Source organism: Bradyrhizobium sp. AZCC 1588, assembly GCF_036924735.1.
Taxonomy (GTDB): Bacteria; Pseudomonadota; Alphaproteobacteria; order Rhizobiales; family Xanthobacteraceae; genus Bradyrhizobium.
Genome location: NZ_JAZHSC010000001.1, coordinates 5966261 through 5985587, shown reverse-complemented (window position 1 = coordinate 5985587; position 19327 = coordinate 5966261). Strand labels below are relative to the sequence as shown.

General features: G+C 60.2%; 18 protein-coding genes and 3 pseudogenes. 6 read left to right on the top strand and 15 right to left on the bottom strand.

The window, feature by feature from the left end:
• Positions 1–237: 237 nt before the first annotated feature.
• From V1277_RS27750 to ku, 10 genes and pseudogenes are all read right to left on the bottom strand, one after another.
• Positions 238–729: a TrbI/VirB10 family protein gene (locus V1277_RS27750; RefSeq protein ID WP_334420470.1), complete on the bottom strand. Its 492-nt coding sequence runs from the start codon at positions 727–729 to the stop codon at positions 238–240.
• Positions 730–774: 45 nt separating this feature from the next.
• Positions 775–1497, bottom strand: a pseudogene (locus V1277_RS27745) (ParB/RepB/Spo0J family partition protein); the annotation flags it as partial.
• Positions 1498–1629: 132 nt separating this feature from the next.
• On the bottom strand, positions 1630–2580 hold the full coding sequence (locus V1277_RS27740; protein WP_334419048.1) for an ArdC family protein: 951 nt from the start codon (positions 2578–2580) through the stop codon (positions 1630–1632).
• A 985-nt stretch (positions 2581–3565) separates the two neighbouring features.
• Positions 3566–3748: a hypothetical protein gene (locus V1277_RS27735; RefSeq protein ID WP_334419047.1), complete on the bottom strand. Its 183-nt coding sequence runs from the start codon at positions 3746–3748 to the stop codon at positions 3566–3568.
• A 139-nt stretch (positions 3749–3887) separates the two neighbouring features.
• Positions 3888–4100 carry a thermonuclease family protein gene (locus tag V1277_RS27730; RefSeq protein WP_334420469.1) on the bottom strand — a complete coding sequence of 71 codons (213 nt, stop codon included), beginning with the start codon at positions 4098–4100 and terminating at the stop codon, positions 3888–3890.
• Between the two features lie 40 nt (positions 4101–4140).
• Positions 4141–4407, bottom strand: coding sequence for a hypothetical protein (locus tag V1277_RS27725; protein WP_334419046.1), 267 nt, complete (start codon positions 4405–4407; stop codon positions 4141–4143).
• Between the two features lie 335 nt (positions 4408–4742).
• On the bottom strand, positions 4743–6407 hold the full coding sequence (locus V1277_RS27720) for a recombinase family protein (protein WP_334419045.1): 1665 nt from the start codon (positions 6405–6407) through the stop codon (positions 4743–4745).
• A gap of 225 nt (positions 6408–6632) precedes the next feature.
• Complete coding sequence (locus V1277_RS27715) at positions 6633–7244, bottom strand: cell envelope biogenesis protein TolA (protein ID WP_334419044.1); 612 nt, start codon at positions 7242–7244, stop codon at positions 6633–6635.
• A 22-nt stretch (positions 7245–7266) separates the two neighbouring features.
• Positions 7267–8172 carry a ribonuclease Z gene (locus V1277_RS27710; protein WP_334419043.1) on the bottom strand — a complete coding sequence of 302 codons (906 nt, stop codon included), beginning with the start codon at positions 8170–8172 and terminating at the stop codon, positions 7267–7269.
• Positions 8173–8255: 83 nt separating this feature from the next.
• On the bottom strand, positions 8256–9170 hold the full coding sequence (gene ku / locus V1277_RS27705) for a non-homologous end joining protein Ku (protein WP_334419042.1): 915 nt from the start codon (positions 9168–9170) through the stop codon (positions 8256–8258).
• Positions 9171–9396: 226 nt separating this feature from the next.
• Here ku and V1277_RS27700 point away from each other — a divergent pair, with 226 nt between their 5' ends.
• The 6 genes and pseudogenes from V1277_RS27700 (at position 9397) to V1277_RS27675 (ending at position 13923) form a co-directional block, all read left to right on the top strand.
• Positions 9397–9756, top strand: coding sequence for a hypothetical protein (locus tag V1277_RS27700; RefSeq protein ID WP_334419041.1), 360 nt, complete (start codon positions 9397–9399; stop codon positions 9754–9756).
• A gap of 22 nt (positions 9757–9778) precedes the next feature.
• Complete coding sequence (locus V1277_RS27695) at positions 9779–10228, top strand: hypothetical protein (RefSeq protein ID WP_334419040.1); 450 nt, start codon at positions 9779–9781, stop codon at positions 10226–10228.
• Between the two features lie 2 nt (positions 10229–10230).
• Positions 10231–10944: pseudogene (locus tag V1277_RS27690) on the top strand (SOS response-associated peptidase); the annotation flags it as partial.
• A 144-nt stretch (positions 10945–11088) separates the two neighbouring features.
• Positions 11089–11355 (top strand): hypothetical protein, encoded by a 267-nt coding sequence (locus V1277_RS27685; RefSeq protein ID WP_334419039.1) that lies wholly within the window; start codon positions 11089–11091, stop codon positions 11353–11355.
• Positions 11356–11403: 48 nt separating this feature from the next.
• Positions 11404–12507: a DNA polymerase IV gene (gene dinB, locus V1277_RS27680; RefSeq protein ID WP_334419038.1), complete on the top strand. Its 1104-nt coding sequence runs from the start codon at positions 11404–11406 to the stop codon at positions 12505–12507.
• 309 nt (positions 12508–12816) lie between these two features.
• The gene (locus V1277_RS27675; protein ID WP_334419037.1) at positions 12817–13923 is read left to right on the top strand and encodes an NAD(P)/FAD-dependent oxidoreductase; all 1107 of its coding nucleotides are present in this window, start codon (positions 12817–12819) and stop codon (positions 13921–13923) included.
• Positions 13924–13962: 39 nt separating this feature from the next.
• Here V1277_RS27675 and V1277_RS27670 read toward each other — a convergent pair whose 3' ends face one another.
• The 5 genes and pseudogenes from V1277_RS27670 to V1277_RS27650 all read right to left on the bottom strand — a co-directional run bounded on the left by V1277_RS27670 (position 13963) and on the right by V1277_RS27650 (position 18390).
• Complete coding sequence (locus V1277_RS27670; RefSeq protein ID WP_334419036.1) at positions 13963–14250, bottom strand: amidase family protein; 288 nt, start codon at positions 14248–14250, stop codon at positions 13963–13965.
• A gap of 323 nt (positions 14251–14573) precedes the next feature.
• On the bottom strand, positions 14574–15896 hold the full coding sequence (locus tag V1277_RS27665) for a DEAD/DEAH box helicase (protein WP_334420468.1): 1323 nt from the start codon (positions 15894–15896) through the stop codon (positions 14574–14576).
• A gap of 570 nt (positions 15897–16466) precedes the next feature.
• Positions 16467–17381: pseudogene (locus V1277_RS27660) on the bottom strand (TM0106 family RecB-like putative nuclease); the annotation flags it as partial.
• Positions 17382–17411: 30 nt separating this feature from the next.
• The gene (locus V1277_RS27655; protein WP_334419035.1) at positions 17412–17957 is read right to left on the bottom strand and encodes a hypothetical protein; all 546 of its coding nucleotides are present in this window, start codon (positions 17955–17957) and stop codon (positions 17412–17414) included.
• Positions 17958–18000: 43 nt separating this feature from the next.
• Entirely contained in the window at positions 18001–18390 is a 390-nt protein-coding gene (locus V1277_RS27650) for a hypothetical protein (protein WP_334419034.1), read from the bottom strand.
• Positions 18391–19327: the final 937 nt, after the last annotated feature.

Genomic DNA, 19327 nt, shown 5'->3' with positions numbered 1-19327 from the left:
CCCTGCGCAGGCTGACCCTTGCGGCGCGCTTTCGCAAAGGCCTCGATCGGTTGCCATGAAGCGCACCAGCATTGGCGCGACGAGTTTTGACGGTTTCGAGATCGATTGCCCGGTTTCATGGGCGAGCACGTCGGCATGGGCGACGAGATCGCGATGGACGCGGCGGGCAACTCCACGGTGAGCTTCACCGGTTTGTCACCGGCGATCGGCGCCGAGCTTCAGCTTGGGCATTTTCTTTCACCCTCTGTATGGTTCAAGCACCAGGTCGCGATTGACCATCACCCGCACCGGAAACCCCGGCCGAATTGTCAGGGTTGGCTGGATGTTGAGGTTGCGCCGAACGATCTGTTGACCGGTTTGGTTCAGGGAATCCCCTGCCCCACGGCGAAGTGCCTGGATTATGGCGCTGTTGCCGTTGTCGGAGCCGGATCCGAGTTCGGCCCCGACATTAAGCAACGTCGAAAGCAGCGCCGCTTTGAACAGCTCACCCCAGTGATGGTCGACTTCGTCCTGAAGCCCGGCATTTCCCGTGGTATCGGCGCCGGGCTGCCGCTCCAGGACGATCGAACGGCCGTTGGGCATAATCAGGCGTGTCCAGACCAGGAGGACGCGTGACTGTCCAAACGCGACCTGGCTGTCGTAGATTCCGATCAATCGTGCCCCTTGGGGCACCAACAGCGAGCCGCCGGTCGGCGTATCATAGACGTTCTCCGTCACCTGCGCGGTGATCTGCCCAGGTAGATCGGAACGAATTCCGGTAATGAGAGCTGCAGGAACGCCGCCACCCGCCTGCTGATAGGCATCGAGGCCCACAAATTGCGCCCGGCGATCAGACGCGCGGACAGTGCTTTCCGTCAGCATGCGCCGGATTTGATACGGCTCATCGTAGCCAGAGCGGCTGACGTTCTCCCAGACCTGCTCCTGCCTGACCTGGTCGGCTGTAACAGAGAAGGCCATGAGCTGCTCAAGGGTCATGCCGTCTTCGGCATAGACGTCGTGCAGCTTTGGCGACACGGACGCAAGCCGCAGTCGTTGCTTCACGACGGCGGGCGTCACGAAGTGACGCGCGGCGATGTCTTCCTCGCTCAACCCGCCTTCGCGCAAGGTCTGGAAGGCTCGGAATTGATCGAGCGGATGCAGCCCGATCCGCTCATCATTCTCGGCAAGCGAGTCATCCTCGGCGATACCGCCCTCGCGAACGAGGCAGGGAACGGGCTGCGTCTTGGCCATGCGCTTTTGCTTTACGAGAAGTTCCAGCGCGCGATAGCGCCTGCCGCCCGCTGGGACCTCGAACATGCCGGTTTCGTTGCCTTCTGCATCGACGACGGCCCGGACATTCAGGCCCTGCAACAGGGTGCGTTGCGCAATGCTCTCGGCGAGTTGCTCGATCGAAACGCCGGCCTTGACGCGCCGGACGTTGGACTGGCTTAACACCAGCTTGTTGAAGGGAATATCCCGGGATGGACTGAGTTTGATCTTCTGGACGGCGCTTGCCATGTCGAATTCTCCATGACGGGCGGCCGAGACTCTCTCTCGGCCTCCAACCCGTCACAGACAAGCCGGCGCGCCTCTCACTCTCTGACGCGCAGCACCTATTGAGGACTGATACGGGCACGACGTGCGGATCCGTCATGCAGCTTCCTCGCTGCCCCCGACGACGGAATCGATCGCGGGCGGCAGAAAGCCGAGCAGGAAATCGGCGGCCTTCGATGCCGCGCTCGCCGCACGGACGACGGCGCGATTATCCTCGCGCAGCACCTCCAGCCAGGAACCGATGTAGTCAGCGTGGCGCACGGTCGGCACGATACCGAGCGAGGCACAAACGAAGGCACCTGCCATTTCGGCGACCAGCTCTTCGCGCGCGTATGATTTTGAGCCGAACGAACCGGAGTGGTCGCGATTGAGGCGGGATGCCTGGCCGGTCCAATGACCGAGCTCATGGAAGGCGGTTCGGTGCCAGTTGATCGGCTCGAAATAGGCAGCCGGCGGTGGCACCTGCACGAAATCGCCCGTCGTGTTGTAGTAGGCGCGCACACCGCCGATGCGGAAATCCGCGCCGGTCGCCGCGATCAACGCCTCGGCTCGCGGCTCGATCTGGCCTGGTGGCGGCGGCACCACCAAAGCAGCGACATCCTCGGGCAAGCCATCGCATTGATCCGTGTTAAAGACGGTAAAGCGCTTGAGAAACGGGATGGCACCCGGCTCCTCGCCGGCCTCCGCGGCGCGCCGACGTTCGTCGTCTGGGGTGAAGCGATCGGCATAGACGACGGTCGTTCCCCGCTCGCCCTTTCTGACATGGCCGCCGAGCCCGAGTGCCTGGCGGAAGGTGAGCCAGCTCTGTCCGGAAAAGCCGTGCTCGATAACGGCACCCCACAGGATCAGCACGTTAATCCCGGAATATCCGCGCTGCGTCGACGCGTTGCGCGGCATCGCGAGCGGCGCCTTGATCGCCGCCGTCCCCCATGGCTGAACCCACGGAATACGGCCGGCCTCCAGCTCGGCTATGATCTTGTCGGTGATTTCGGTGTAAAGGCTCGTTCGGTCGTTGCCGGCACGAACTCGGGCGCTATGTCCAGACATCGCGGTTCTCCGCGACGGGCGCCGGAGGCCTCTCCCCCGATCTTCAACCCGTCGCGGCGGACCTGGCCCGCACTCTCACTCTCAAAGGCGATGACGGGGAAACGGACTGCGCATTCGGACGGCTGTCTTTATCGTCGGTTTGACGTTGTTCTCCCCGTCGTCGCGAAACCGGTCACGCCTTGCGTTTCGATCTCGCTCGTAGCGATGGCCTGCTCTCTATACGGAGCCGATGCTCGGCGTTGGGCCGACACTGAGAGATGGAACGGTGGAGCTCAATTTGATCCCATAGCGTGGTGCCAGGGATTGGGTCGCCGAGTAGTCCGGTCCGACGCAAACGACGGAACTCCGCTAACGTTTTGGCACCGACGTAAGCAGCGGCTTCGGCTTCAGTGAGGGCGCCCTCACGCCGGAGAATTTTCTCTCGTATCGCTTTGGGTAAGCGGGACATAAGTGAATGGCCTAGATGAAGTTACTAATACTGCTCTCGATTTACGACGGCTTCAAGGCTCCAATGATAGTGCTCTACGTTTGGATACCGACGCGGTCGGACGGTGGTTGCGGCACGAACTCGGGTGGTATCTTTTGGACAAGGATGGACGCCCGAATGGAGTGACGCCCCGCGAGGCGGGCTTTGCTCGCAGCCGACAGAGTCTCGCCGCGAAGCGCCGGAGCGAAGCGCAGACAGCAAAAAGAGGCAGCCGACGAAGGGGCAGTGATAGCGACGCGGGCATGAAATGACCGCGGGCACCGAGGCGACTGCAGTCGCGAGACCGGTTAACAAGGCACCCGCGTTCGGGGCAGTGATAGCGGCGCCGGCATACAATGCCGGCGGCCCCTAACGCGAGTGCCTCCGGCGAGCGACACCGTATCGCGCAAGAGATCGAAGCCGGATGGCCGAGACGCGTCAGCGGCTCGGTTCACGAGAGCCCGGTCCGCGGCCAGCGGATGCGCACAAGCAGAATCCGCTTAGACTTGAGTCGGAGATCTAGATTTCCTCGCGCGCATGCGTCTGCGCGTCATAGATCCTGATCTGAAGCATGGGAAAACGCTTCTTCAGTTCTTCTCCACCTGCCCTGGCCCCGTCCTTGGTAGCAAATTCGGCTTTAAGTCGGCCGTCCACTTCAAGCGCGTAACCAAAGGCCGGCAGTTCACGGGTGGCTGCAACCATTTCATCCCTTTTGTGCAGTGAGGTGGTTGAGATTGATGGGTTAGCGTGAGTCGCCAAAGCCACGCTAGAGCCACCTGCGCGACGGTGGGGATAGGCCAACGTTCGTTCGTTGTGGATTGACGCCCGCTTTGGAGTTCCATCAATGATGCGCGTTTGCGTCGTCCGAACAGTCGGAGGGCTTTGCGCTTGCGCGGATGCAGGCGCGATAGAGCCACGGCTCGACGTAGCTGCCCTTCCAGATTCCGCGGCCGGCGTGTTCGGCGTCGCGCTGAGCGCCACCATATCGCCCTTTGGAGTATTGGGGCCAATCCAGCGCCAAGCCCTTCCGCACGAGCCATTCGCCGAGATCGATGCCGCCGACCGCACAGGTCGCAACTACCCGACCATATGGGTCAAGGCCGACGACGAGCAGCTAACCAGACGTCGGCCAATGAATGCGTCAAGTTTGGTTGCTGCCTTTCCGCCACAACGATATTGCGAACTATGCTCGCCGCGGCATAGCTGGCTGCTCTCCGGCGCATCGACACCCCAGAGCCGAATGCGCCATGAATTTCCAGTGTGTCGCCATCAACGACACTGGCTTGACCAGCAAAATCATCGGCCCGCGCGCCGCCTGACAGCAGAAGAAGCATCAATACCAATGTTCGGCGCTTGATCATGGCGTTTTGTAGCGGTGGTCATCGCAAGTCGCGCGGACTGGATTTCGGCCAGTTCTCGAGCGGCTTTAGTGATGGCAGATTCTCAGGTTCCTTGCGTCAGCTTGTTCGATGCCGTCAGCATCTAGCCGATCGGCAGCGGGCTTCCGCAACTTCGGAAAATCAGAAATTTCAATTGACTGGTCAGGCAAATCAGTGTTCTATGGGGCACCTGGGATGTTTCCACGAGAATGTAATGTCCGATCAGTATTCCGAGCTCGTCGAGATTTCGAAGCTCAATGGCGATTTCAGGAGAAACTACGGCAAAGTATTGGGCGCAATTCTTTATCTGCGCTCCATTAGCGCCGCGCGCGGACGTTCCTGGTTTTGGACCGGCTTAGTTTCTTTCGCTTGTTCGTTCGTCCTGGCCTGGTCGGCGCGGCACGGCTGGCCGATATAAATCTCGCTTTGATGTCCCGAATAAGTTCGCTTACGGTGTCGACGCGAACGGCCTGGTGGCGAGCTAAAAGGCCATCTGACAGCGTCAGGTAAGGCGTCGTAGTGTCCGCTGAGGCCAGCAATACATAGTCTTGAACCACCTCGTTGGAGTCGTTCAGTCGCAAGTAAACACACAGCTCGGATCGCTCCTTCCTCAGGTGGGCTCTCCATAGCGCAACGTGGTTTGGCGTCCTCTTCGCCATTTTCCGCACCACCTGAAATGAGATGATCTTTCTGCGTCCATTCCATGCCAGCCCTGTACCATCGCCGGTTGGATTCAAGCGAATCCCGAGGTCGGTCCTTAGCGCCTTCGCAACCTGTGTTGTGAGCTTTGACAAAACCTCGGTCCAGTGATCTCGCACGTCAAACCACCTACAGTCGCGCGAACTTTCATAGCCGATGAGCTTGTAGGCGTTTCTTATCGAGCCGAAATGCTTGACGTAACATGCGGGAGAGGGAAGTCCCGGCGCGTTTTTGATGATACTGGAGCTAAGCTTTCCCTTGCGACCGAGCGTGAGACGGAGCCTGCGCAGCATCTGGTCTTCCGGGATTGAGATATACCGCTCGGCCATGATTTTCTGGGCGCGCGCGAAGAGGTCTTGATCAACCACTGGAGCGACCACCGATGAGGTCCGAATCCACAGCTGATCAGGGTTGTTGACCTGCTTCTGTCCAAGGCGCCGCGACGTGCGGTTGTATACGAGGTTTCCGATATAGTTCTCGTTCTTGAGAATGTAGTGGACCATGAGGTAGGACCAAGGACGCCCATGGTGATTGGGGATATTCGCCCCATTGAGCTGCCGTGCGATTTCAACGTCGGTCTTTCGCTCTACGACGAACTGCTGGAATATCCATCTGACGACCGCGATCTCGTCGTCAGAACCGAGCCGAAGCCGCACACGGTCCGTTTTCAGGGCCTTGTACTCGCCCTTCCTGAGCCGACCTTTCGAGCGTTGCTCCTCATCGACCATCTCCCTGCCGAGCCCGAATGTCAGCGAGCCACCAACGCGATAGCCAAGGCCCGCTATTCGGCAGTGGCCGGCGTGCACCTTGACGCCAAGCTCCCGGCTGAACTCAGCCGCCATGACGCGCTTGATATTCTTTAAGATGCTCGACAGAAGGCTTCCGTCGTTTTCGAATTGTTCAGCGCAATAGGCGACCTTGACGCCGCTTCGCTTGCAGACAAACTCATAATGCGCGCTTTCATCGACATCCTGGAAGCGTCCCCATCGGCTGACGTCGTAGACCAGAACGTGCTCAAAGTCCGTGTTTCCTGATTGAACATCCTTGATGAGTTCGGCGAGGGCCGGCCGCCGGTTGATCCGCACTCCGCTGCGCCCTTCGTCGACATAAGTCCGAACGATAGTAAGGTTTCGTTGCTGCGCGTATGCCGCGATGGCGGCCGCCTGGTTCTGGGTCGAATAGCGCTGAAGATCGGTGGACATTCGAACATATTGCGCCGCGCGAAGCGCCTTCTGGGCTTTTGCCAGTTGGGTATTGCAGCGAATGACGAGCGCATTGACCATGGATCAACGCTCCGGGCGGAAAACGCAATGAGGAACGCCCGGTTCCTCTAGGGGCCAGGGACAGCTTTGCTCCGCCCGAGAGCGCTGGATGCGCTAATCGCTTTGTTGGAGAGCAATAGGCTGCGGCGCTCACCGTGCTTCACCAGGGTATCAATCGTATCGAGCAAGTGACGGGCCGCGGTGTCATGGTTATCCACGCACCGGTTGCTTCCAGGTGGTGGCTGCTTACCCTCGCGCCCGTCGCAACGCAGCTTCCAGTCGCATCCTCTCCTTCTCCCAACGCGCCTCCTCGGCTCGCGACTCGTCCTCGAGAGCCTCTAGCTCGGCTCGAATGCCTGCTGTTTTCTCTTCGTGCTTCCGACGGGCTGCATCCAAGGCACCTTGTGCCTTGTCGATGGCATGCTGCCGTCGCTCGCGCTCCTTCTCCCGGGCGGCTTCTTCCTTCGCGCGTTCGCGCTCGCGACGATTGTGCTCCTTCTCGAAAGCGAGGGCGGCCTTCCGGTCGGCCGCCTGATCGTTGCCTCCCTTCGGGGGCTTCTGTGCGCTGCGGCCCTGCGACTTGCGAGTCTTCGAGCCGCGGTCGCCGGCGAGATCGGTAGGCAGTTCGGCGTGCTCCTTGAAGGGCCCGCCGGACCCGACGGCGCGTTTCAGAACGACGCCCGGCGCCGCCATGGTCGCTGCGATAACGTCGGGATCCTCACTTTGCTTCGCGACACCCTGATGAAAAAGATTGCTGTCCGCACCCCAGGCTTCCAAAGCCGCCTTCATCGAAGGCGCTGCTATGGCTAAATCGAAAAAGCCCAATGATGTTTCGTAGGTCTTCAGCTTTTTCGCCATGCATGGACTCCGCAGCGGCCGCTTAGATCACGATATGATCGAAATCCATGGCAATCCGGCTGTTTGGAAACGTCTTCTTCGCCTCCGCCAATAGGTCCTCATCGGTATAACGGCCGGAAATGTGGGTTAGGACGAGCTGCTTGACGTCGCACATAGCCGCAAGCGCAGCCGCTTCACCCGCGGTGAGATGTCCGTAATCGCGCGCAATCGCCGCGTCGCGGTTCAGAAACGTGGCCTCGATCACCAGCACGTCCGCGCCACGAACCAGTTCGGCCAATCCCTCGGTGGTTTCGGCATCGCCCACGATAACGAGCTTCCTGCGCCGCTCTGGTGGACCGAGGACGCCTTCGGGATCAATTGTCCTACCGTCCGCGAGTGTCGCCGGTCTTCCTTCCGCCAGCTCCTTGCGCACCGGACCGTCGGGCACACCAAGGGCGGCGAGGCGGTCCGGCCGAAGGTGACGGCGAGCCCTACTTTCAAACGAGAAGCCGAAGCTGTCGGTATCGCGGTGGCGGACCGGGAAGCAAGCAATTGTGAACTCGCCTCCGTCAATGACCTGACCTGCCGTCAGTGGAACAAGTTCGAGTGGAATGGGTGCCCTTCCCTCGCCCCAGAGGCCGGCGAGCATCCTGACGACGATTTCGAGCGTGGCCGGGCTTGCATGAATCGTCATGACGTCAGCGCTCTGTCGCAGCCGCAGGGTCGAAAAGAGACCGGGAATGCCAAGCACGTGGTCGAAATGGCCGTGGGTCAACAAGAGCCGATCGAGCCTTCGAAAGCCCGCGCCGCTGCGCAGCAGCTGGCGCTGCGTCCCCTCTCCGCAATCCACCAGAATGCGGTGATTTCCGGCCTCGACGAGGAGACCAGGATGATTCCGTTCGGCCGACGGAACGCTTGCCGACGTCCCCAGGAATGTGAGCGCGAACATTGGAGGCCGGTTCCCCCTCTTACCGGTATTGGTAGCCGAGAACGCTCACGCCGTGGTTTTTCTCCGATCTCACGGAATCCCAATCAGGCGGACTTGCGCTGCGGCCTGGCTGCCGGCTTCTTCGCTGCCGTCTCCTTCGGCTTTTTGCCGGCAATCGGCATCAACATTTCCTTCTGTCCGGCTGCCGCCTTGCGCGGCTTTTTCACCGGCTTCTTCGTGGCCTTCGTTTCGGCGGCAGCCCCGCCGACGCTTCGTCGCAACGCCTCCATCAGATCGACCACGTTTTCGCCGCGCGGCCGCTCCTTTGGCGTGATCGGCTTGCCGGCACGCTTCTGGTTGATGAGGTCGATCAGAGCCGTTTCGTACTGATCCTCAAATTTATCCGGCTCGAAGCGTCCCGACTTCTGGTTCACGATATGCCTGGCGAGATCCAGCATGTCCTTCGTAATTTTAACGTTCTGGATATCGTCGAAATACTCCTGTTCGGAGCGCACTTCGTAGGGATACCGCAGGAGCGTCCCGACCAACCCTTTTTCCAGCGGCTCAAGCGCGATGATGTGCTCGCGATTGGTCAACACCACACGGCCGATCGCGACCTTGTTCATCTCGCGGATGACCGCGAAGGCGTCGTGACCGATCTTCCCGTCCGGACGCAGATAGTAGGGACGGATCAAGTAACGTGGATCGATCTCGGACTTCTCGACGAACTCGTCGATCTCAATGGTACGCGTGGACTCCAGCGCGATCTCTTCGAGCTCTTCCTTCGTCACCTCGATGAATTGGTCTTTCTCGAGCTGGTAGCCCTTGACGATGTCCTCATTCGGCACTTCATCGCCGGTGTCCGCGTCGACCTTGATGTATTTGATGCGGTGACCGGTCTGCCGATTGAGTTGGTTGAACGAGATTTTCTCGGACTCGGAGGTGGCCGGATACAGCGCGACCGGGCAGGTGACGAGGGACAGACGCAGAAAGCCTTTCCAGTTGGCGCGGGGGGCCATGTACGCAGTACTCCGTTTTCGGGGCGGCTCGGATTCAAGACGAACGAAAGGGGCTGGTTCCGACACTCCGTCCCTGTTTTGCGCTTCTCAATTTGGATACGCCCCCTCGCAACCAGAAAAATCATTCCCATCCGCCGTTGGTCGGACTCGACATTTGTTCTTGATATGTTCTAGTTGGACCATGAGCGATCGACCTGCGGGTTGGCGGATGCCTACCCCCAAACAAATGGAAAAGCTGGCCGCCTCGATCGGCAGAAAGACGGTGGCGACACCCCCTCTCGGTCCGCAGGACGAGATGCCGGAGGAATATTGGCATGCCGTGCTAAACGATGCCCAAGTCGACACCAGATCTTCGGAACGGCCGAACCCAGGGCAGCGCCTCTCCGAAATCCCGCAGCATGTCCTGGGGGTGTCCTGTCGCAGGTGCGCGCGCATTGTCGAAATCCAGAAGGCAGATGCCATCCGCCTGTATGGGCAGCAAGCCAGCTGGAGGGAGGTCGGGCAACGACTGCTAGACAACACTTGCCAGAACTGGACTGGCCGCCACGAGGAAGATGGCTGCTGGCCGGCCTTCGCGCCCATCTGATCAGGGCCCGGCGTCGTTCCGGATGGCCCCCAAGCATCATCCGACGCCTCTGTCCGGCGGAGTCCGCAAGGCCTTGAAGAAGGAGCTCGACAAGGCGCGGGCGATGACAGGCATTTTGGCCGCGCAGTCCGACCAGCTGCGCGCCAAGGGGGACGCACTGATACGCCAAGCCGATCGGCTCCTGGCTGAGAGCTGGAACGAGCGGATGTGGGCGGACGGAGAACCGATCGATCCCTCTCCCACCGTCGACCAGGCGATAAACGGCGGCTATCCTTGGCTTCAGATCGAGTGCTCGCGCTGCAAGGCGTCGAGCCAGGTCGATCTCGCTGCCCTGCCCCATCCACCGACAACCTTCGTTCACGATCTCGCCGGCAGGCTGCGCTGTCAGAAATGCGCCAAGGCGGGCCGGCGCCCCTCGGCGACGCTACTGCAACTAACTCAGCGGCCGCGCAATGTGCCTCCGGAGGACTGAACGTGTGCAATCTCTATTCGATGACCAAGAACGTTGACGCGATCCGCCGCCTGTTCAACGCACTCAACAGTCGCGTTGGCAACCTGCCTTCCATGCCAGGCATCTTTCCGGATTACCCAGCGCCGATCGTTCGTAACGCGCCCGACGGTCGTGAGATCGTCATGGCTCGATGGGGCATGCCGTCCTCCCAGCAGGCGCTCTTGGATGCCACCAAGAAGCGAGCCGAGAGGCTCGAGGCCAAGGGTAAGCCGGTCGATTTCAAGGAATTGCTTCGGATGGAGCCGGACGGTGGCACCACCAACATCCGAAATGTGGGCAGCGCGCATTGGAAGCAGTGGCCTGGGACCGAGCACCGTTGCCTGGTCCCCTTCACGTCGTTCAGCGAGTACGACACGATCGATGGCAAGAAGGTGCCGGTATGGTTCGCTCCGGACGAAAGCCGCCCACTGTTGGCATTCGCCGGCCTCTGGACGAACTGGACCAGCGTTCGGAAGACCAAGGAAGGAGAAGTCACGATCGACGTCTATGCCTTCCTGACCTGCAAGCCGAATGCCGAGGTGGAACGCGTCCATCCGAAGGCGATGCCGGTGATCCTGACCACGACCGAAGAGTACGACGTCTGGCTGCGCGCTCCCTGGGACGAGGCCAAGGCGCTCCAGCGGCCGTTGCCGGACGGGGCGCTGAAGATCGTTGCGACGGGCGAAAAGGAAGATCCCGCGCTGGCGCGCCTGACATTTTGCATAGGCGAACGGAACACGTGGAAAAGCAATAGGCCATGCAATTCGGAATCCCTGACCTGTGTTAGCAGCCCGGAACGGACGGCGGGGCGCGAGGATTCGGCCCCGTAGGAGCGATTTCGAATGCTGATGACGAAGGAGAGGCAACCAGCGATCCGGACGCTAGGCGGCTGGGCGATTTCGGTGCTCAGCGAGGCCGGTGCCATTCGCGAATGCGAGGAGCACGGGTGGATGCAGGATCGCGCCGACCCGCATGCCCGCGACCGCGCATTCCAGATCGCGCGGACGGATCCGCCGGCCGGCGTTTCATCGCAAGCGGCTGCGGTCGCAATCGCCGAGGTACTGGACTCGATCGGCGACATTTGCCCTGAATGCCCCTCGGCGGACTGAGGCTGACCTGGTCGCGACTTGGCTTGCGGTCCCCTGTACAATCCACCCATGGTCCCAACCGATCCGGAAATCAGCGTTTCGACCGCGCCTCACCGCAAGATCATCCATATCGACATGGATGCCTTCTACGCGTCGGTCGAACAGCGCGATAATCCGGAACTGCGCGGCAAGCCGGTGGCGGTGGGCGGTTCGGCCGAGCGCGGCGTCGTCGCTGCCGCGAGTTACGAAGCCCGCCAGTTCGGCGTGCGCTCGGCCATGCCGTCGGTCACCGCGAAACGGCAGTGTCCGGACCTGATCTTCGTCAAGCCACGCTTCGAAGTTTACACGGCGATCAGCCGACAGATTCGCGAGATCTTCGCCGAGCACACGCCAATTATCGAGCCGCTTTCGCTCGACGAGGCCTACCTCGACGTCACCGAAAACCTGCAGGGCATCCTGCTGGCTAGAGACATCGCGCTGCGGATCCGAGCGAAGATCAACGCTGAAACAGGCCTGAATGCCTCGGCGGGCATTTCCTATAACAAGTTCTTGGCGAAGCTCGCCTCCGATCACCGCAAACCCAACGGGCAGTATGTCATCTCGCCGGAGATGGGACCGACTTTCGTCGAGACGCTGCCGGTCGGGAAGTTTCACGGCATCGGGCCGGCGACCGCTGCCAAATTCAATGCCCTCGGGATTTGGACCGGCCTCGACATTCGCAAACAATCCCTCGCGTTCCTGCAGGAGAACTTCGGCAAGTCCGGTACCTATTACTACTGGATTTCGCGCGGCATCGACGACCGCCCTGTACGCGCCAATCGTATCCGCAAATCGGTCGGCGCCGAGAACACATTCTTCACCGATCTCACGGAATTCGACGCAATGCTCGCCGAGCTCCAGCCGTTGATCGACAAAGTCTGGCGGCACTGCGAGTCGACGGGCACCCGGGGGCGAACGGTGACGCTCAAAGTGAAGTTCGCCGACTTCGAGATCATCACGCGCAGCCGATCCGTGTCTGCGGTTGTCGCCAACCGCGACGATCTCGCGCGTCTGGCGATCGGCCTGCTGGAAGACGCCATGCCCCTTTCAAAAGCGGTGCGCCTTCTGGGAGTGTCGCTGTCTTCCCTGCAAGGCGAGAATGACACTGAGCCACAATTGGATTTCGGAATTTGAACCGGAATAGGCCAACGCGGTAAGCATCCAGCCAGTCTACGCGATGACATCGGTCAACCGGCGTGATTAGTCTCAAGATACAGCCACTCCTTTCGTTGAATCTTGGTTCCAAACCGTTGGAACTGCGCGCCAGAGGCCCGGGTTGTGCCGGCCCTTTCATCAGCGCCCACGTGCGCAAGCGTGGTCGTTCCGACAGCGGACACGCCTGTCTCTAAAGGTGCGTCGATAAACTCAAGGAGACAAAGGGACAGCCGACGCGTTAGCATCGCTGGACTTCTCGGTGTTTGATGGCTTGCAAGCGGAGAGACCATGCGGGTTGTGATTTGCGGCGGCGGCGTAGTGGGCGCCTGCACAGCCTACTTCCTCAGCCGACGCGGCGCCCAGGTGATCGTGGTTGAGAGCACTGAGGTTGCCGCCGCAGCATCTGGAAAGGCCGGCGGATTTCTGGCACTCGACTGGTGTGCCGGCACGCCGCTAGATGCGCTGGCCCGACGCAGTTTCCAGTTGCACGCTGCTTTGCCGCAGGAGATCGCCGACGATTGGGGCTATCGTCCCATGACCGCTTACAGTGGCTTCGTCGCTTCCGAGCGCGACCTGCGCCGCCAGAAACCTTCGGAGCTCGATTGGCTCTCCGACGGCGTTGTCATTGCGTCGCGGTTAAGCACCACTGAGACGACGGCAATTGTTCATCCCGGCAAGTTCACCTCCGCTATGATGCGCGCCGCCCAAGCGCGCGGCGCCGAATTGCGCCGCGGGCGCGCTACTGGCGTGGTGAGACATACCCACGCCACGACCGTGCGGAGCGTTGAAGTTGAGGGCGACGTCATTGAGGCCGACGCCGTGGTCGTCGCCATGGGACCGTGGTCATTGCTGGCGGCGGAATGGATGAGCTTGCCGGCCGTTTTCGGGCAGCGTAGTCCGAGCCTTGTCTACGACACCGGCGCAGACGTTCCCCCACACGCACTATTTCTAGACCATCACGATGAGACCGGTGACATGGTCAGTGTGGAGGTGTTTCCGCGCGCAGACGGCAGCACCCATATTACGGCTCTATCCGACGTGGTCCCGCTGCCGATCGACCCCGTCACGGTAAGGCCGGATCCAGAGGCCATCGGTCGCCTGCAGGCCATCGCCGAACGATTGTCGCCGGTCTTCCGCCCAGAAAGGATCCTAGCGCGGCAAGCCTGCTTCCGACCGGTCACACATGACGGCTTGCCGCTGATAGGCAAAGTTCCACGCAGCGAGGGGATCTATGTCGCTACCGGACACAATGTCTGGGGCATCCTCAACTCACCAGCGACAGGCGAAGCCATTGCCGAATTGATCGCTGACGGCGCAGCACAAAGCGTCGACCAGGCGCCGTTTGACCCGATGAGGCTCCCTGCGCTCGACCCTTCGCTGCTCCGTACGAGCTGAATTTCAGTCGGCACGATGATCCTAATTCGCGCCCGATGTTCACCTCTTTCTCTCAGTTTCGAAAGCACGAGCTATGGTCAGCAGATTCCAGTCCTCATCGCGCCCGCCGATCAACATCAAGCCGACCGGTGCGTTGCCCGGCTCATGTATCGGGATGTTTATCGTCGGTCGATCGAAATAGTTGGACGGCGACGTTTTTCTGATGATCTGCACACGGACGCGGCCTTCATCCCGCATGCAAGCCGCAATCGACGGAGCGATGATCGGGACAGTCGGCATAATCAGGGCATCGAAGCACGCAGCGAGCTGATCGAGCTCCCGCGTCAATGGTCCTCGACGCATCAGGCAATCGACTTATGCGGTCGCTGCGATCCGGATCGCTCGATTATCAGCTTGAACAGGGCCGCGTGATTCTGAGCCAGATCAGCCGTCGAGATATCACAGATCAACTTCGGGCCATGGCGGAACCGAACCAGGATACCGTCGGAGGAGGATCTCAAATCCTTTGATGATTTATGAAAGGTCCCAAAGGCGATCCCTTTGCAGATGCAAAGAACGGAGTATGGGAATGTTAAGCGCAAGGACTGAATGATGCGTTTCGGTACGGCCGGCGCATCCAGCGGCTCGAGAGTTTAAACACGGCATCAATTTCAGATCGAGCTCGCCATCTCAAGGTACCGGCAAAAGGCGTTCGCGAGCTGCATTTGACGAGGAGTCCGGCATTCCGCCTCGAACGATGTTGGCGAGGCCACAACGATGCACATGCACTTTGCGCGGGATACAGCCACGTTCAGTCGGTTGGCACTGTACAAGAATTCCATGCCGCGCGGCGCATCGGCATGACTTGAGGTCGTCATCGAGTATATGACGATCGGAGCTTCCTGTCCCTGAAACTTGTCGACCGTACCGGCAAAGGCGCTAGGAAGCCGCTCCTGCAGGGCGAACACCTGAGCATTGTAGGGAGCGATAATCAAAATGTGCTTGAGAGTGATTGGCGCTTCGACTCCGTTCCTGTCAACCCAGCTGGTCTCCGAGTTCAAGATTTCATCGACGAGCGCGCAGACGCGTTCGACTTCCTCAAGTGATGAACTTTGATTCCCGGCGTGCTCGACAGGCGCGTAGCGCAGGCCTGCTCCTTTGAGCCGGCCTTTTGACCGGATCTCCTGTTTCTCCAACTCGGGCAAGGAATGCAACCTCCCCTCGTAGAACAGTTCCGAATTGAACGCGCAAATCGACGGATGCAGCCGCCACGTCTCGGGCAGGAAAAGACCACGGTCCGGTGGAACTGTCGCATGGGTGCCAAGCAGGTGATCGAGCGCTGAAACGGCGACACCGTCGGGATGGCTGCCCTGGATTGGTTGCTCAAGTTGACGAGGATCGCCGAGCAAGGCCAAGCTGTTGGCAGATTGCGAGACGGCAAGCACATTGGCGAGTGACATTTGCGGAACTTCATCGATGAACAAGACGTCGACAGCACCTTTTGCGTCGGGTCGCGCCCAGAACCAAGCGGTGGCGCCGCCAAGCTGGAAATCGCCTTGCAGCGCGCTCAGGAACTCCGGATTGCTTGTGGTGATCCTCACACCCGGCCGGTCTGGTTCCTTGTCCGTGATTTTCTGCATGCATCGAACAACATGGCCATCCTTGCCAGCGGCGCCGACGGCTTCGTCGAGCAGTTTACCTATGACGGTATGGCTGTTTGCCGTTACGCCTATCGTCTGACCTTCCTTTGCTAGCGCGCAGATCATGCGCGCGCCCGTGTGAGTCTTACCGGCGCCCGGCGGGCCCTGGACAGGAAAGACGCTTTCGTCGAGATGAAGCGCGACGCGGAGCGCGGTATCCTTCGGGGACTCACCCGTTTGCTCGAACGCTTGGCCGCGAAGCCGTGGCGCGACGGCGATCAACAGATCCCGAGCCGCGCGATAATCACCTTCGCCCGCCACCCCATGATCAGCGACGTATTCGCCGATGCGCATTAGCGATTCGGCAAGCACCTTAGTTCCGACAAAGCTGTGCGCGAAGATGGCCTCCGGATGCAGGTCAACCGCGTCGCCGTGCTTCTTGATGTCGATCATGCGCTGGTCCAGCGCAATATCCTCGACGTCCCCGAATTTCTGCCCGCCCATGCTGTGAAGCGCATCGCCCGGACGAATATCAGTATCCTGCAAGGCGAACCTGTAGCGATGCACTGGCCTCTTGACGGTACCGCCAACGTGCTTGACAAATTCGAGGCCCGATAACCCGTCGCGCTCGTATAAGAGATCTTCGGCCGACAAGTCTCGCAGCCGGAAATACTCCCACCAGACCGCTTTGCCTTCCCGGCCGTGGTAATCCAGCATTGAAGCAAGTAGCCAGCGCGCCTGCTGCTCAGGGCTGCGCTCGCCAGCGTCATCAGGCACCCCGTGGGTCAGTCGTGCAGCAAGGGTAGCGACTTTCCTTTGCCACGCGTCGAGTTCCGGGCTGATTTCCGCCTCTGGGATCGCTGGCCGATCGATCGACGAGCCGCTCTGGATGAGTTCGGCGCGCAGGGTCTCCAACCAGTCGCGCAAGCCCTGCGTTGAAGCGCAATCGTCGCGGTTGTATCCGCAAATCGCGGCTTTGTCGGGCTCGGAAATGTTGCCGGCATCGGCGAGTTCAAGCCGGGCTTGCGTTCGTGCCATTACAACACGCACGTCTTCAAGGGGTACCGCGCGGTCGAACCCATACAGAGGCTCAAGCTTCTTGATCGAATAGCTCTCCACGCTCGCGCGAATCGCATGCCTCACAATCGCATAAAGATCGACGAAGCGCTCGGCACGCAGGAGATTGTCGACGTCGTTCTCGCGTGTTGCGTAACGGCCCATCAAACGCTTCATAGCGGCCGGCTCGTAGGGGGCGAAGTGATAGATATGAAGGCCAGGATGAGTTTTGAGCCGCTCAGTCACAAAGTTCATGAAGCGCTCGAATGCCGCTCTCTCCTCTTGGCGCGTGGACGCCCAATCGCCAGTGTAGCACAACGCACCATGGTCATCCGCGTAGAGGTACCCAAACAGGAATTCCAGGCCACCCTCGCCGACGAGGGGATCACCCTCGAAATCAAAGAAGATGTCGCCTGCTGAGGGCTCCCGCAGTCGCGACAATCCAAATCCGGCAATCTGCGGCAGGGCCTCGTAAATAACTGCTCCTTGTGCCCGACCATCGACCTGAATCCGTGCCTGTTCCCGTATTTCTTCGAAGCTTTGCACCGCGCCGCGATCGGGCCGCCACGGCAATGGCAGAGGAACCACGGCAAGCGCGGCCATGGTGTGAACGCCACGCCTATCGAGCTCTCCAGCCTGCGACTTGCTGATGCCGGCGACAAGCGACAAGTGATCATCGGCCCTGCGGCGCCCGTCGCAGTGGTTTCGCCATCGGCAGATGTCGCAATGCTCGATCGGCTCGGGGTAGGCGCCCTCGGTGGGTGACGCGATCGCGCGCTCGAGACTGCCCCTTACATGCCGGTAGTAGGCCGCTTAATCGGATATCCGGTATGGTTCTGGCTGATATTGCGTTCCCGGCGTCACCACAAAGGCCGATGCGGGTGCGCTGCCTTGCAGGGACGATACCAAGTCGGAGTAGAGTGAGATTTGGAGGACAGTATTGCCCTTCGTTTCCCGCGCGAGCTTGGTATCGGTGACCTCATAGGACCATGCGCCTAAACGGCTCGGAGTTTCGACGCGGCGCAGAACGTCGGCGCGCCCACTCCATTGGCCGGATTGGAGCGCGCCCTGGACGATGACCGCGTCGCCACGCTGCATGGCTTCCGTAGTTGCTGCGACAGCCGATACGTCAATGCCAACACCATCGATCACTGTTACTGCGGCTCCGGCCGCCTTCAGATGTTCGATGAAGCCTTGCTCATGCAGCGCGCCGCGTTCCGCAAGCGTTTCGAGGACAGGATCCCAGATCTTTGGCTTCGCGAGCTCTCCATAGGCGACCTTGAGATCAAGCTCGGTCAGGTAGTGGCAATTCAGATGGCCGACCAGATCGCTTGCGCTGAGTTGGAGCGTATCGCCCATTCGCTGCATGCCTTAACCTCGGTCCTCGCGCGAACCCGTTGACCTAAAGGCTGCGTGCGATTTCGTCTATTGTGTTGATTTCGGCAGTGTTCCGCCGAACCCATAAGGACCGCGCGAGCGGCCCGGGAACCTGATCCTTGAACTTGCCGGCTGCAACGTCCTTCACAAAGCCTGATAGTCGTACCTGATCGACCTCTCCTTCGGTCGCGAGAGCTTTCAATTTGGGCCGAGCCTCGGTCGCATTGGTCTGGGTAAGCGTCAGTCCTAAGTCGTGTACCTGGCCCGGAAGGCCGGCCATTGCGGCGGAGGCGCCGAACACTGCCGTCGTCTGCGAACCGCGCCAAAGAAACACGTGAAGGTCCCGCTCTTCCTGCACAAAGGTCGTGGTTTCAAGTTTCAGACCGAACGATCCCGTAGGTCTGAGCTGTCTCACACCGGAGTCGAGCGAGCAAGAGCAGCTCTCCACTCACGCTCCAGCGAATGTAGTCGCGGCGTCTCGACCGGCCGGCGATGAGCCAAATCGTTACGCGCAAATCTGCATAGCTTCACTAGATCCAATTGCTCTTCCGGAAGTTGAGCTGCGTATCGCAAATTCCAATAGAGTTGCCCGATTTCGAGAAGATTTGCATTCCGTATGACTTCGCCACTCTCGAGTTCGTGAGGCAGTCTAATGGCGCTACGAAAGCAGTCTATGAGATGCACCCGTATTTCCTCAAGCCAGGGAAACACCTCCGAGACGTGGGCACGCCAAAGACGCTTAGTAACCTCGTCATGATCGTCAGTCGCGACATGATGAAGAATGTGAGAGAGACTACGTGCCCCAAACATGTCTTGGGTACCCGCCTGCCAAGAAAGCCCTCGCATATCCCTGCTCCAGGCGAGCTCTTGCAATCCGGGGAGAGGATGCAGCAAATCGGCGGAGGGCCATTTGGATAGTTCGTCAGCTAAATTTGAATCCCAGCCAGCAAACTCGACAACAATTCGTTCGAATAGGTTAGTTGGCCCTAGGCCACTCCGCCCTTGCATTCGAGTAGAAACGTAGAGCTGCATATCAGACGGCCGCACCCGGCCGGCCCATTCGAAGAGACGGATCGTGTCAAGGTCCGATCCGATCTGGGGGTTTCGCAAGAGAGCCCGGGGCAAATCGAACAGCAACCGTGGCGTCGCACGCTTCGACCGAGATGACTTGCGAATACAACTAAGAAACTCCGCGAGGAATGCTACAAACTCCTTGAACCTTCCCCCCTGTTCAATGCCGGTCAATTGGACGACTGTAGCTTGAAGTCCGGGATCAACGACAATGTCATTGGCGAATGCCCTGGGTGGCCGTCGCGCCAACGGGATGAGTTCGTTGGCCAATATCTGCGCTA